Annotated in this window: 12 protein-coding genes; 6 read left to right on the forward strand and 6 right to left on the reverse strand. The window is 73.2% G+C overall.

Annotation, left to right across the window (positions count from 1 at the left end; translation table 11 throughout):
- Positions 1-16 precede the first annotated feature (16 nt).
- Complete coding sequence (locus BJ983_RS03635; protein WP_179792559.1) at positions 17-1,633, forward strand: hypothetical protein; 1,617 nt, start codon at positions 17-19, stop codon at positions 1,631-1,633.
- Between the two features lie 187 nt (positions 1,634-1,820).
- On the opposite strand, the gene BJ983_RS03640 is transcribed toward BJ983_RS03635, so the two are convergent.
- The 5 genes from BJ983_RS03640 to BJ983_RS03660 are packed head-to-tail and all read right to left on the reverse strand — an operon-like array spanning position 1,821 to position 6,008.
- Positions 1,821-2,591, reverse strand: coding sequence for an SDR family NAD(P)-dependent oxidoreductase (locus tag BJ983_RS03640; protein WP_179792560.1), 771 nt, complete (start codon positions 2,589-2,591; stop codon positions 1,821-1,823).
- On the reverse strand, positions 2,588-3,244 hold the full coding sequence (locus tag BJ983_RS03645; RefSeq protein ID WP_179792561.1) for a TetR/AcrR family transcriptional regulator: 657 nt from the start codon (positions 3,242-3,244) through the stop codon (positions 2,588-2,590). The genes BJ983_RS03640 and BJ983_RS03645 overlap by 4 nt, the downstream gene beginning before the upstream one ends.
- 15 nt (positions 3,245-3,259) lie before the next feature.
- A complete protein-coding gene (locus BJ983_RS03650) occupies positions 3,260-4,492 on the reverse strand; it encodes a cytochrome P450 (protein WP_246325524.1) in 1,233 nt (410 codons plus the stop codon).
- Positions 4,489-5,622 carry a thiolase family protein gene (locus BJ983_RS03655; protein WP_179792562.1) on the reverse strand — a complete coding sequence of 378 codons (1,134 nt, stop codon included), beginning with the start codon at positions 5,620-5,622 and terminating at the stop codon, positions 4,489-4,491. The genes BJ983_RS03650 and BJ983_RS03655 overlap by 4 nt, the downstream gene beginning before the upstream one ends.
- Positions 5,619-6,008, reverse strand: a complete 390-nt coding sequence (locus tag BJ983_RS03660; protein ID WP_343053691.1) for a Zn-ribbon domain-containing OB-fold protein — start codon at positions 6,006-6,008, stop codon at positions 5,619-5,621. The genes BJ983_RS03655 and BJ983_RS03660 overlap by 4 nt, the downstream gene beginning before the upstream one ends.
- Positions 6,009-6,218: 210 nt before the next feature.
- Between BJ983_RS03660 and BJ983_RS03665 the strand changes: the two genes are divergently transcribed.
- From BJ983_RS03665 to BJ983_RS03685, 5 genes are all read left to right on the forward strand, one after another.
- Complete coding sequence (locus tag BJ983_RS03665) at positions 6,219-7,328, forward strand: LLM class flavin-dependent oxidoreductase (RefSeq protein WP_179792564.1); 1,110 nt, start codon at positions 6,219-6,221, stop codon at positions 7,326-7,328.
- On the forward strand, positions 7,328-8,101 hold the full coding sequence (locus BJ983_RS03670; protein ID WP_179792565.1) for an SDR family NAD(P)-dependent oxidoreductase: 774 nt from the start codon (positions 7,328-7,330) through the stop codon (positions 8,099-8,101). Before BJ983_RS03665 ends, BJ983_RS03670 begins: the two co-directional genes overlap by 1 nt.
- Before the next feature lie 37 nt (positions 8,102-8,138).
- The gene (locus tag BJ983_RS03675; RefSeq protein WP_179792566.1) at positions 8,139-8,948 is read left to right on the forward strand and encodes an SDR family NAD(P)-dependent oxidoreductase; all 810 of its coding nucleotides are present in this window, start codon (positions 8,139-8,141) and stop codon (positions 8,946-8,948) included.
- A 24-nt stretch (positions 8,949-8,972) separates the two neighbouring features.
- Positions 8,973-10,358, forward strand: a complete 1,386-nt coding sequence (locus tag BJ983_RS03680; RefSeq protein ID WP_179792567.1) for a phenylacetate--CoA ligase family protein — start codon at positions 8,973-8,975, stop codon at positions 10,356-10,358.
- A 274-nt stretch (positions 10,359-10,632) separates the two neighbouring features.
- Positions 10,633-12,006 carry a carotenoid oxygenase family protein gene (locus BJ983_RS03685; RefSeq protein WP_179792568.1) on the forward strand — a complete coding sequence of 458 codons (1,374 nt, stop codon included), beginning with the start codon at positions 10,633-10,635 and terminating at the stop codon, positions 12,004-12,006.
- 157 nt (positions 12,007-12,163) lie between these two features.
- Here the strand turns inward: BJ983_RS03685 and BJ983_RS03690 are convergent, their stop codons facing one another.
- Positions 12,164-13,663: a transposase gene (locus BJ983_RS03690; RefSeq protein WP_179792569.1), complete on the reverse strand. Its 1,500-nt coding sequence runs from the start codon at positions 13,661-13,663 to the stop codon at positions 12,164-12,166.
- Positions 13,664-13,727: the final 64 nt, after the last annotated feature.

Genomic DNA, 13,727 nt, shown 5'->3' on the forward strand with positions numbered 1-13,727 from the left:
CTCGGACATACCGAGCATGACGCGGAACGATGACGGCGCGGTCACGGAGCTGGTCACGGACCTGGCGACCGACCAGGCACTCGACGAGGCGCTGGCCGAGTTCGGGCGGGTGCTGGTGACGGGGCCGTCGGTGGTCGCGGTGCGCACCGCCCTCGCAGCGGCGACCGAGCGGCACGGCGACGACCTCGCCGTCGTCCACGACGCCACCCCGGCCGAGCTCGGGGCGCTGCCGGAGCAGGGATTGATCGGGGTCCGTCCGGCTGTCCTCGACGCGGTGCTCGGTCCGGTGCCCGACCTGCCCTTCGTCCTCGTCGACACCCTTCCGGACGACGGGTGCGCGGTCCCGGAGGCGGTCCGGGACGTGGTGCAGGTCGTGACCGACCGGCACCGGCTCGCCGTCGGGACGGCCCTCGACGAGACCGGACTGGCCGCGCTGACCGAGCGCGCCGACACGCTGGACCAGGCGGTGGAGGCCGGGCTGGTGCACCGGACGACGCGGGACGGGCAGCCGCACCTCGCGCCCGATGACGCCGTCATCGACCTCGCGGAGGGTCCGGCCGGGTGGCCGATCACGACCGCGTTCGCACGACGGCTGCGTGACGCCCACGCGATGTCCGAGCTCGTGATCCCCGGGCGGGTCGCGGTGGCCCGCGGCGACGCCGGGGTCGGGGCGGTGCTGTTGGGGTGGCTCGATCCCGACGAGGTGCCGGTCGAGACGGCGTGGGCGGTCGCGACGGCCGCCGAGCAGCACGGGCACGACGAGGCGGCCGCGCGGTGGCACCGGTCGGTGGCCGCCCGCGGGGACGCCGAGGACGCGCGCGCGTCCCGTCGTGCGGCGGGGTTGGCGGAGCTGCGGTGCGGTCGGCGGCGCGCGGCCCACGACCTGCTCGCCGGGATCGACGGCGCCGACCGTGCCACGCAGGACGTCCTCGCCCGCCTGACCCTGGCCGAGGCGGAGTCCGAGGACGGCCGCATCGAGGCCCGGCGTCGCTTCGAGCTGGCGGCCGACGGCGACGACGAGCTCGCGGTGTCCGCGGCGCTCGCCCTCGCGACGATGGCCCGCCAGGACGCCGACGACGAGGCCGCGGTGCGCTGGCTGCGCTTCGCGGCGACCACGACCACCGACCGCGAGCGGGCGACCCGGGCCCGCATCGTCGTGATCCCGGTGCTGGCCCGGCTCGGCCGGACGGCGGAGGCGCAGGCCGCCGCCGACGACCTCGACGACCACCTCGTCGACTCCGACCCCCGCACCTGGCGCGAGGCCCTCGTCCTGGCCCGGGCGGCCCTCGCCCGGGCCACGGGTGATCTCGCCCTGACCCGCATCGTGCTCGACGGTGCTGCGGCCGACCTCCGGGGCGCGGCGTGGTCGGCGGCCTCGGTCGAGCTCGACGTCGAGCGCGGACTGGTCGACGACGTCCTCGACGCCGGGCGGCCGGAGTGGGTCCACCTGCGGGTCGTCCGGTCGGACCGGCCGGAGCAGTCGCGGGCCCTCGACCCGCAGCGCCGGCTCCGTGAGGCGCGGCAGGTCGCGCTGCACACGCGGGACGCGCAGTGGGCCGCGGTGCCGACGCCGCGCCGGGCGGACGAGTCGGCTCTGGCGAGCGCCGCGGTTCCCGTGCCGTCGCCGCGCTAGGCAGATGATCATGCCGAGCGCGGCGTCCCCGGATGTCGCGGTCGGCATGATCCACTGCCTGGCGGGCCCGAGCGCGAGTGCGGCGATGTGCATCAGAGGTGGCTCACTCCGCCGCACTCGCCGATCCCACCCCGACGGTGCCGGGTTTCCTGGCGTTGGGTGCATGCAGCGGGAGCTGGCCCCGGGCCTAGTGCATCGCCCAGCCGCCGTCGACGCACAGGGTCGTCCCCGTGATGTACGACCCGGCGTCGGACGCCAGGAGGAGCAGAGGCCCATCGAGCTCGTCGAGCCGGCCGATGCGCCCGAGCGGCGTGTGAGCGGCGACCCGGGGTGCCCCGCCGTCGGGATCGATCAGCGGTGCGGTGAGTTCCGAGGGGAAGAAGCCCGGCGCGAGCGTGTTGACGCGGACCCCGCGGCCCGACCACTGCTGCGCGAGGTCGCGGGTGAGGCCGAGCAGGGCGGCCTTCGACGTCGAGTAGGTCGCCTGCGGCAGGCCCCGGGGCGCGAGGGCGAGCGCCGAGGAGACGTTGACGATCGACCCGCGTCCGGCGGCGAGCATCGGGCGTCCGGCGGCCGACGCCATCTGCACCGCGCCGAGGACGTTGACGCGCAGGAGCGCCGCGGCCTGCTCCGGGTCGTCGCGCTCGGCCCGTGCCGCGTAGCCCGCGCCCGCGTTGTTGACCAGGACGTCGAGCGCGCCGAAGCGGTCCAGCGTGGCCTCGACGAGGGCCGTGCACTGCACGGGGTCGGACACGTCGGTGGGCACGGCGTGACTCCGTGGCCCGGCCGCCGCGGCCACCTCCCGGAGCTGCTCGACCCGCCGCGCGGCGACCACCACGGATGCCCCGGCTGCCGCGAGGACCCGGGCGAAGTGGGCGCCGAGCCCGGAGGACGCGCCGGTCACCACGGCCACCCGGCCGTCGAGGCGGAACCCGGCGAGCGGGTCGGGGTGGCTCATCGGGGGACGTCGACCGCGATCGGGGGGACCGACACGTCGGGGAGCGCGCCGAGCATCGCCCGCATGCTCCCGCCGGCGGCGAGCCCGCCGAGGGCGAGCGCGACCATCTGGTCGGCGAGGCGCAGGTCCTCCTCCGTGCCGCGCGGGACGAACCAGTGCTGCATCCAGTCGATCATCCCGACGAGGGCCCGCGCGACGATGCGCGGCTCCGCGGCCAGGGAGAACTCCCCGCTGGCCGCCCCCTCGGCGATCAGGGCCTCGACGGCGGACATGTAGCGGCGGTCCATCTGCCGGAAGGTCGCGAACCGCGGGGACTGCTCGAGGTGGCCCAGGTGCTGGAGGTAGACGAACGCCGCCGGGTGGTACTCGCTGAAGATCCGCACCTGCATGCGCACGAGCTCGCGCAGCCGGACCGCGACGCCGCTGTCGGACTCCGCGCGCAGGCGGTCCAGCTCGGCGAGCAGCGCGGTCGCCGGGCCCTCGACGACGGCGAGGAGGAGCTCCTCCTTGCTGGCGACATAGTTGTAGATGCTGCCCTTCAGGATGCCCACCCGTGCGGCGATGCCCTCGAGGGTCGCGTTCTCGTACCCGTGGTCGCGGAACTCCTCGCCGGCGGCGTGCAGGATCTCCGGCCAGCGGCTCGGTCGTGGCATGACGCTCCCGGGAGTTCAGCCGACGTCGAAGCGGACGGGGAATCGTTCCATGCCCCGCGACAGCAGGACGGGGTGCCACTGCGGGGTGGCGGCGAGACGGAGCCCGGGGAGCCGCTCCAGGGCGAGCGGGACGGCGACCCCGGTCTCGAGCCGGGCGAGCGGCGCGCCGAGGCAGAAGTGCGCGCCGATCCCGAAGCCGAGGTGACGCTCACCGGTGCGTGTGAGGTCGAGGACGTCGGGGCGCTCGAACACCGACGGGTCGCGGTTCGCCGAGGCGGGGCTGAGGAACACCCGGTCGCCCCGGTGCATGCTGCGGCCGCGCAGCTCGACGTCGTCGACGAGGACCCGGGCCACGGTCTTGGCGGGCCCGTCGAAGCGCAGCAGCTCGTCGACGGCGCCGTCGTCGAGCGTCCCGGTCACGAGATCACGCTGTTCGGGGTCGCCGAGCAGGGCCAGCAGCCCGGTCCCGATCAGGCTCGTCGTCGTCTCGTGCCCGGCGAACAGCAGCAGCACCCCCGTCGCGATGACCTCGTCGGGGGTGAGCGCGTCGCGGTCGTCGCGGGCGCTGATCATGGCCGTGAGCAGGTCGTCGCCGGGGTGCTGCTCGTGGTCGGCCACGAGCCGGCCGAGGTAGTCGGTGAGCTCGCGCATCCCGCGCGCCCCGGCGTCGTGCCGGGTGGTGTTGCCCAGGCCGCCGAAGACGAGGCCGGTGATCTGGTCCGACCAGTCCTTGAACTGCTCCCGGTCCTGCTTCGGGACGCCGAGCATCTCGGCGATGACCGACGCCGTCAGGGGGTAGGCGAAGTCGCGGACGAGGTCGGACTCCCCGGAGCCGACCGCGAGCACGTCGTCGAGCAGCTCGTGGGCGATGACCCGGATCCGCGGCGCCATGAGCGCCACCGCCCGCGGGGTGAAGGCGCGCGCGAGCAGGCGCCGCAACCGGCGGTGGTCGGGCGGGTCCTTGAAGACCATCCAGTCCTCGAGGACCCCGAACGCGGCGCGCAGCTCCGGGTCGGCGTCCGGGCCGTCGAGCTTGGCGCGACGGTAGGGCGCGATCCGGTCGGAGGAGAAACGGGGGTCGCGCAGGGCGGCGGTGACGTCGTCGTAGCGGGTCACGAACCACGACCGGTAGCGGGTGCTCCAGTGCACGGGGTCGTGCTCGCGCAGTGCTGCGAGCAGCGGGTACGGGTCGATCACCGCGTCGTCGGAGAGCAGGTCGGCGTGCTCGAGCCCGGTCATCGGGGTCATCGCGGCCGCTCCAGCAGGGTCACGACGCAGGCGTTGCCGTCGAGGCCGGACACCCCGCCGCCCATCGTCTCGACCAGCCCGAGGCGGGCCCCGTCGACCTGCCGGGCCCCGGCGACGCCGCGCAGCTGCCAGGTGATCTCGGCGATCTGGGCGAGACCGGTCGCCCCCAGCGGGTGGCCCCGGGAGAGCAGACCGCCCGACGGGTTGATCGGCGTCTTCCCGCCGAGCGCGGTGACGCCCGAGGCCGCGGCGGTCCCGCCGTCGCCCGGGGCCGTGATCCCCAGGGCCTCCGTCGTCACGACCTCGCCGACGGTGAACGCGTCGTGGACCTCCCCGACGTCGATGTCGTCGAGCGTGTCCAGGCCGGCCTGCGCGTAGGCGGCGGCCGCCGTGTCGCGGACGATGTCGTGACCCCACACGTGTGGCGAGCGGTGGTTCCAGGCCGCCCCGCTCTTCAGCGCCAGGGAGCGGACGACGACCTCGTCGGCCCCGCCCGCGGCGGGACCGAGCACGGCGGCGGCCGCGCCGTCCGAGGTCGGGCAGCACTGCAGGCGCGTCAGCGGGTCCGCGATCATCGGCGAGTCCAGCACCTGCGCGACCGTGTACTCGCCCGCGTACTGGGCGCGCGGGTTGTGCACGGCGTGGGCGTGGTTCTTCACCGACACGGCCGCGAGCTGTTCGCGCGTGACCGCGTCCTCGTGCAGGAGGCGGGCGGCGCTCATCGCGTACAGCGCGGGCAGTGCCAGGCCGGTGCGCCCCTCGGGGTCGGTGGCCTCCGGGACGATCGCGCCGGCGAAGGCCGTGCTCATCTGCTCGAGGCCGAGGGCCAGGACCCGTCGATATCGCCCGGTGCGGACCGCCTCGCACGCCTCGGCGAACGCGGTGGTGCCGCTCGCGCAGGCGTTCTCGACGGTGACGACCGGAACCCCGGTGATGCCGAGCGCCCGCAGGACGCGCTGCGCCACCCCGGCCGGCGCGAACACCGTACCGACCCAGACGGCGTCCACGCCCTCGACGCCCGCGTCGCCGAAGGCCTCCCGGACGGCGTCCCAGGCGAGCGCGACCAGGTCGCGGTCGGGCTGTCGTCCGAAGTGCGAGGTCCCGACGCCGAGCACGGCGACGCCGGTCATCGCTGCGGCTCCAGGATCGGCTCCACGACCAGGTCGCCGTCGGGCGAGGGCGCGACGAGCCGGACCCGGCCGCCGATCGGCGTCGACCCGCCGTCGGGAACGGGGGCGTGGGCGAGGACCCGCGGCCCGTCGTCGAGATCGACGTAGGCGAGGCCGTAGGGGGCGGTGCGTCCGGGGATCGGGATGCGGACGACCGTGCTGCTCCAGACCGTGCCCGCAGGTCCGAAGTCCTCGGCCGCGAGCTCGCCACCACAGGCGGCGCACCGCGGCCAGCGGAACGCCTGGGCCTCGCCGCAGCGTCGGCACCGGCCGCCCGCGACGACGTGGCGGCCGTCGGCGGTGGTCGTCGTGGTGGGACGGGGATCGAGCCCGGGAGGGACGGACACGCGTGCTCCTGAGGTCGTGGACAGGCCGCCATGTAAGCAAACCGACGGTCGGCTAACAAGCATCCGAGTTGAGTCGTCTGCAATCGAAACCCCGTTGTTGACACGGCTTCGTGAACCACGCCACAGTGGTCGCGTCCCGAGAGCAAACCGTTGGTCGGGATCACACGGGCCGCCGCGTCCAGCACGCGCGACGAATCGAGGGAGCGACCGATGAAGTTCGGCTTTTTCACGATGCCGGAGCACCCGCCGATCGAGAACTGGACGCTGTCCTACGACCGGGACATCGCAGCGGTGGTCGAGGCGGAGCGGCTCGGGTTCCACGAGTTCTGGATCGGCGAGCACCACACCGGTGGCTTCGAGAACGTGCCGGTCCCGGAGTTCATGATCGCGAAGGCCTCGGCGCTGACCCACACCATCCGGCTCGGCACGGGGGTCGTGAACCTGCCCTACCAGGACCCGTTCATGGTCGCGGAGCGCCTCGCGTTCCTCGACCACCTCACGCACGGCCGGCTCGACTACGGCTTCGGTGGCGGCGGTCTGCCCACCGACAAGGCGCTCTTCGGGCTGGAGCCCTCCGAGGCCGCCCCGCGCACCAACGAGGCGCTCGAGATCATCTGGCAGCTGCTGACGTCCGAGGACCCGGTCAGCTACGAGGGCGTCTACTGGAAGTACGAGAACCGGCAGCTCCAGGTCGGGCCGTACCAGGACGTCCCGCCCTTCGCGATCGCCGGGCTGACCGGGACGCACAACTACGCGAAGTGCGGCGAGCGCGGCTGGAAGCCCCTCAGCGTCCACTTCGCGCCGATCGACAACGGCACGTACTCGCTGGCCCCCGACCTCAAGGCCATGGGCGCCGCGATGCTGGAGGCCGGGCGTCGCTCGGGGATCGCCGAGTCCACGACCCGGGAGAACTGGCGCATCGTGCGCGAGGTCTACGTGACCGACGACCGCAACCAGGCGATGAACGACATCCGCGAGGGCGTCAAGCGCTCCTACGACTACCTCAAGGGCCTCGGTCTCGGCGCGCTCATGAAGAAGGACGAGACGATGGGCGACGAGTCGCTCACCTTCGAGTGGATGGCCGAGAACATCCCCTGGATCATCGGCAGCCCCGAGGAGTGCACCCGCCAGCTGCAGGAGCTCGAGGAGGAGGTCGGCGGCTTCGGGACGCTGCTGATCAACTGCCGCGACTGGGTCACCACCGACAAGTGGAACCGCTCGCTCGAGATGTTCGCCCGCTACGTCATGCCGAACTTCCAGGCCAACCAGCGGATGGCCCGCCGTCAGAAGATGGCGAACGTCGCGCTCGGCATCGCCTGATGTCTCCGGGGATCACCCGCCTCGAGGGCCGGGTCGCCGTCGTCACCGGCGGCGTCCAGGGCATCGGCCGCGCGGTGGCGCTGCGCCTCGCGGCCGAGGGCGCGGCCGTCGTCGTCGGGGACCTGCAGGACGACGACTCGACGGTGAAGCAGATCGTCGCGGACGGCGGGCAGGGCTCGCACATCGTCATGGACACCCGTCAGCGCGGCGAGTGGAAGCGGCTGATCGACGAGGCGGTCGGCGGGTTCGGGCGCCTCGACATGCTGGCGAACATCGCCGGGGTGACGAACACGTTCGGCCCCGACACCGTCGTCGACCTCGACGACAACGGCTGGGACCACGTCATCGACACCGACCTGCGGGGCGTCTGGCTCGGGATGCAGGCCGCGATCCCACGGATGCTCGACGCGGGCGGCGGCAGCATCGTCAACATCGGGTCGATGGCCGCACTCAAGGGCCTCGAGAACCTCGCGGCCTACTCGGCGGCCAAGGGTGGCGTCGTCAGCCTCACCCAGCAGGCCGCGATGGAGTACGGGCCTCGCGGCATCAGGGTCAACTGCATCTGCCCGGGGACCATCGACACCCCGATCCTCGCCGGGATCACCGAGAGCATGCGGGAGAACTTCACCGCGGCGCACATCATCCCGCGACTCGGCCGGGCGGAGGACATCGCTGCGGCCGCGGCCTTCCTGTTCTCCGACGACGCCGCGTTCTGCACCGGAGAGATCCTGCCGGTCGACGGCGGGTGGAACACGAAGGGCAGCGCCGGCTGATCGACGTCCGGCTCGGACACCTCGACGGGGAGAAGTCATGGACCTGACGGATCGGACCGTGCTCGTCACGGGAGCCGGGAGCGGCATCGGCGCGGGGATCGCCGCGGCCGTGCTCGCCTCGGGCGGGAACGTGGTCGGCCTCGAGATCGACGCCGACCACATCGAGGCGACGGACACCGCGCTGGATGCCGGGAAGCGGATCGCCTGGTCACACGGGTCGGTCGCCGTCGCGTCCGACGTCGACGCCGCGTTCGACCTCGCCGAGGACCGCTTCGGTGGGGTCGACCATCTGGTGAACAACGCGGGCCTGGCCTCGCTCTCGCTCGTCGTCGACATGTCCGAGGACGACTGGGACCTCGTGGTCGACACCTGCCTCAAGGGCACCTTCCTGTGCACCCGGGCCTACGCACGACGGGCGATCGCCACCGGCCGCCCGGGCGGGATCGTCAACATCGCGTCCCTGAACGCGGTGGCGGCGACGGACGGGCTCGGCCACTACTGCGCGGCCAAGGCCGGGATCAAGCAGTTCACCGAGGTCTGCGCGGGGGAACTCGGCCGGCACGGGATCCGGGTCAACAGCATCGGTCCCGGCACGGTCAACACGCCGCTCGGTGCGGGCTTCACCGTCGGGCAGATCGGTCAGGAGTTCCTCGACCGGACCCTGATCGCCCCGCCCCGGCACCAGGAGGCCTCCGACGTCGCCGACGTCGCGCTGTTCCTGCTCTCGCCGGAGGCCGGGCGCATCACCGGGCACTTCGTCCCGGTGGACGGCGGCCAGCACGTGCGCGGCCTGCACAGCTACTGGGACGTGGCCGAGGCCCAGGGCCTCGTCGCGCGCCCCGTCTGACGTCCGTGTAGGAGGAGACGACCCATGGACCTGGCCCCGTCGGCGCCGGCCCGCCCGCAGCTCGACGCGCGCGGCTTCCCCCGCTTCTGGGACGAGGAGCGGGAGACCCGCGACCCCGCGAGCCGGCGGCACCTCATCCTCGAGCGGCTGCAGCACCAGGTGCGCTACGCCTACGCCGAGCTGCCGTTCTACCGACGGCACTACGACGCGCACGGGTTCCACCCCGACCAGCTGCGCACGCTCGAGGACTTCACCACCCGCGTCCCGGTGATCACCAAGAAGATGCTGGTCGCCGACCAGGCCGAGCACCCGCCGTTCGGCAGCTACACCCCGACGACGGGTCCGGGCGCGACGGCGCGCGTGCACGGCTCCTCGGGCACTTCGGGGACCCCGACGATGTACGCCGTCTCGCACACCGACTGGCGCCGCGCTGCCGACGTCCACGCCATGGCGCAGTGGTGCGCGGGCATCCGGCCCGACGACCTCGTCCAGGTCGGCTTCCCCTTCGGCCTGTTCTTCGGCGGCTGGGGCGTGGTGCAGGGCGCCGAGCGCATCGGCGCCACGGTGTTCCCGCTCGGCGTCACCGACTCCGAGCGCCACCTCGAGCTCATCACCCGGCTGAACAGCACCGTCTTCAGCGCCACGCCCTCCTACTGCATCCACCTGCTCTCGGTGGCGGAACGGCTCGGCATCGACCTCGCGGCCGGGCCGATCCGGCGGATCCTCGTCGGCGGGGAGCCGGGTGGCAGCCTGCCGGGCACGCGGAAGATCATCGAGGACGGCTGGGGTGCGATCGTCAGTGACGCCGGCTCAACGTCGGAGATGTACCCCTTCCAGACGAGCGTCGGCTGCGAGGCCGGGACGGGCACGCACCTGATCGACGACGAGGTGTTCACCGAGGTCGTCGACGCCGGCGACCTCAACGTCCCGATCCTGGTCGGGGCCCGCGGGGCGATCGTCTACACCCGTCTCTGGCGCGACTCGCAGCCGATGATCCGGTTCGCGCCGGGCGACGAGAGCTACCTCGACACCGCTCCCTGCCCCTGCGGTCGGACATACCCCCGACTGCCGGAGGGGGTGCTCGGCCGACTCGACGACATGCTCGTCATCCGCGGCGCCAACGTCTTCCCGAGCGCGGTGGAGACAGGACTCCGGACGATCCCGGAGCTCGGCCCCGAGTTCCGGATGCGCGTGCACACGGTGGGCGCGCTCGACGAGCTCACGGTCGAGGCCGAGCTGAGCCCGGCCGCCGTCGGGACGGACCGCGCGGAGCTGACCGAGCGGGTGGAGGCAGCGCTGCGACGGGTCCTCCAGATCCGGGTGCCGGTCGTCCTGCTGGACCCGGGCGTGCTGCCGGAGACGACGTTCAAGGCCCGCCGCGTGGTGGACGAGCGCATCCGGCCGACGTGAGCCAGCCGTGCGGTCCGCTAGGCAGATGATCATGCCGAGCGCGACGGCCCGGATGTCGCGCTCGGCATGATCCACTGCCTGGCGGGCCCGAGCGCGAGTGCGGCGATGTGCATCAGCGATGACGCACTCCGCCGCACTCCGCCGCACTCGCCGCTCCGGCCGACGTGAGCGTGGCGCCCTCCTGACGCTGGACGACAGCGGTGGGCCACGACTGACACCTGGGGTCGCCCGGGCAACCGGCGCCCGGCGTCGGGACGGCGCACACTCGAAGGTGATGACCGCCGAAGCGCCCCCGACGCGCGACCGCTACACCCCGGTCCCCGACGAGATCGACGCCGTCGACCTGCCGGTCGAGGGGGCGATCCCGCCGGAACTGGACGGGCGCTACCTGCGCAACGGTCCGAACCCGCTGCCCGGCGACGACCCCGGCCACTGGTTCCGCGGGCACGGGATGCTGCACGGCATCCGCCTGCGGGGCGGTCGCGCGGAGTGGTACCGCAACCGGTGGGTGCGCACCCGGGCGCTGGAGGGGAAGCCGTTCCTCGGGCTGCGCGGGCCCGACCTCACGGCCGTTCCCGCGAACACGCACATCGTGCCGCAGGCCGGGCGTCTGCTCGCGCTGGTCGAGCAGGGGCTGCCGTACGAGGTCTCCGCCGACCTCGACACCGTCGGACCGCAGGACTTCGGCGGCCGACTGAAGACCGCCATGTGCGCGCACCCGAAGACCGACCCGGTCACCGGCGAGATGCACTTCCACGGCTACTCGCCGTTCCCGCCGTACCTGACCTACCACCGGCTCTCCGCCAGCGGCGAGCTCGTCGAGAGCCGTCCGGTGTCGGTCGACCGGCCGACGATGATGCACGACCTCGCGATCACCGACCGCCACGCGATCTTCCTCGACCTGCCGATGACCTTCGCCTGGCGCCGCATGGTCGTCTCCGGCATGCCCTTCGGCTGGGAGGAGCGCTACGGCGCCCGCCTCGGCGTCATGCCCCTCGACGACCCGGCCGCGCCGGTCCGCTGGTTCGAGATCGACCCCTGCTACGTCTTCCACGTCGGGACGGCGAGCTTCCTTCCCGACGACGGGGCGGGTCGGATCGTGCTGGACGGTGCGCGCTACTCCGGCGCGGACGCCGCCGCGCTGTTCCCCTCGAAGCGTCGCCGCCGACCGCGGCAGGACCCGGCGTCGGAGGCCGTCTCGCTCGGCGTCGCCCGCTTCCACCGGTGGACGCTCGACCTGACGACCGGCGCGGTCACCGAGACCCCGCTCGACGACCGGCCCCTCGAGATGCCGACCCTCGACGACGAGCGCGTGGGCCGGACGGCGCGCTACCGGTACGCGGTCGCCTCCGGCCGGCACAGCGACAGCGTGGTCAAGCTCGACCTCGACACCGGCGTGACCACCACCCACGACGCGGGCCGCGACGTCTCCGCCGGCGAGGCCGTCTTCGTGCCGTCGAGTGCTCCGGACCGTGCCGAGGACGACGGCTGGCTGCTGACCGTCACGACCCGCCGTGACGGGTCGGCGTCCCGCCTGCTCGTGCTGGACGCGTCCGACATCACCCGCACCGTCGCCGCGGTGACCCTGCCGCGCGGCGTCCCGGCCGGGTTCCACGGCAGCTGGGTGCCTGCGGCAGGTGAGCACTAAGTGGGCCTATAGAGCCTGTCGGACTTTGTAAGTCCGGTGGGTGCTCGGAGTCAGTCGCTGATTCCGGGTTCCTGACGGCGAGTTCCTGACGGCGGGTTCCTGACGGCGGGTTCCTGAGGGCGGGCTGCGGCGCCCGGAGGGCGCCGTGGCCCGCTTCTCAGGTGGTTGCGGTGTGGAGCTTGAGCAGGTTGTGGGCGGTGGCGATCAGGGTGAGCTCGGCGCGGACCGCGACGAGACCCCGAACCCGGAACCGGTCGGCGATCCGGTTCTTGATCTGCCCGAAGACCGGTTCGACGGTGACTTTGCGACGTCGGTAGCGCTCGCGCGCCTCGGGCTCGGCGAGCCGTTCGCGCATCCGGCGGCGCACCCGCGACTCCTGCCGGGGTGGTTGTTGCTGCTCGGGGTCGCGCAGCGCATCACGTGTGGGCGGGACCAGCGGTCGGGGGCCCCGCCCCTGCTGGTGGACGTCATCGAGGGCGGTGATGTCTCCGGCGGTGAAGTAGCCGGTGTCAGCGAGCACGGTCTCGACCGGGGCGTCGATCCCGGCGCGGGCGAGGTTGTCCAGCGCGGCGGCGGTCATCGGGGCGAGCAGACCGGCGTCGTTGGCCTGGTCGACGACCTCGACCGCGATCACGACCTGGTCGTCGCCGACCACGGCCTGGGAGTTGAAGCCCTGCAGGAACCCCTGCGCGGTCCGCAACGGCCGGGAGTCGGGGTCGGTGGTGTTCGCCCGCACCGGCTTGTCCCCGGCCGGGGTGCTCTCGGTCGGGGTGGCCGGTGCCTCGGTCGGGGTGGCCGGTGCCTTCGGGGGCCGGCCTTTCGGGAAGCGCCCGTGGGTGGCGTGGTGGGCGTTCCGGGCCGCGAGCCTGGTCTCGTAGCGTTGCTGCTGGGCGGCCGCTTCCGCCGCCCGGGCGGCGTTCTGCTCGGCGACCTTCGCCGCGGCCCGGGCCAGCCGGGCCCGCCGCGCGGTCGGGTCGTTCATGTCCTCGGGCGGCTCGTCGCCCCGTCGTCCCGGCCCGTGCTCGGCGTCCTCGGCGGCGTCGCTGGACTCGGCCCGTTCCAGGCGGTCCTCGACCACCCCCGCCAGACCCTGGTCATCGGGCTCCGGGTCACCCAGCTCCGGGCCACCCAGATCCGGGTCACCCAGATCCGGGTCATCGGGCTCCGGCTCACCCAGTTCGGCCTGGGCTTTGGCGATCCCCGCCGCGGTGCGGTTGCGCCGCGACGAGGCGTTCGCGGCGATCTTGCTGCCATCGACCGAGATCGTCCCGACCCGCCCCAGCCCCGCGGCCGCGCAGACCTTGAGGACCTCGATGAACAGGTCCTTGAACACCTCGCGGTGCCGGACCCGGAACGCGGCGATGGTGTCGTGATCAGGGACCTGGTTGGCGGTGATCACCCGGAACGCCACGTCGTGGCCGCAGGCGCGTTCGATCCCGCGTGAGGACGTCAGACCCACCGCATACGCGTAGATCAACAACGTGAGCATCATCGCCGGGTCGTAGGCCCGCCGGCCGCGACCCCCCAGCCGGTAGGTGGAGATCAACGCGGTCAGATCCAACATCTCGACCGCGTCGATCACCGTCCAGGCCAGATGCCCCTCGGGCAGCCAGTCCCGCACATCCGGGGGCAGCAGGAACCCGGTGTCACGATCCACCGGACGGAAGTCACGAGCCACCCCAAGATCCAATCAGAGGCGCTGGCGCCGGTCTACAAAAGCC

Source organism: Actinomycetospora corticicola (assembly GCF_013409505.1).
Taxonomy (GTDB): Bacteria; Actinomycetota; Actinomycetes; order Mycobacteriales; family Pseudonocardiaceae; genus Actinomycetospora; species Actinomycetospora corticicola.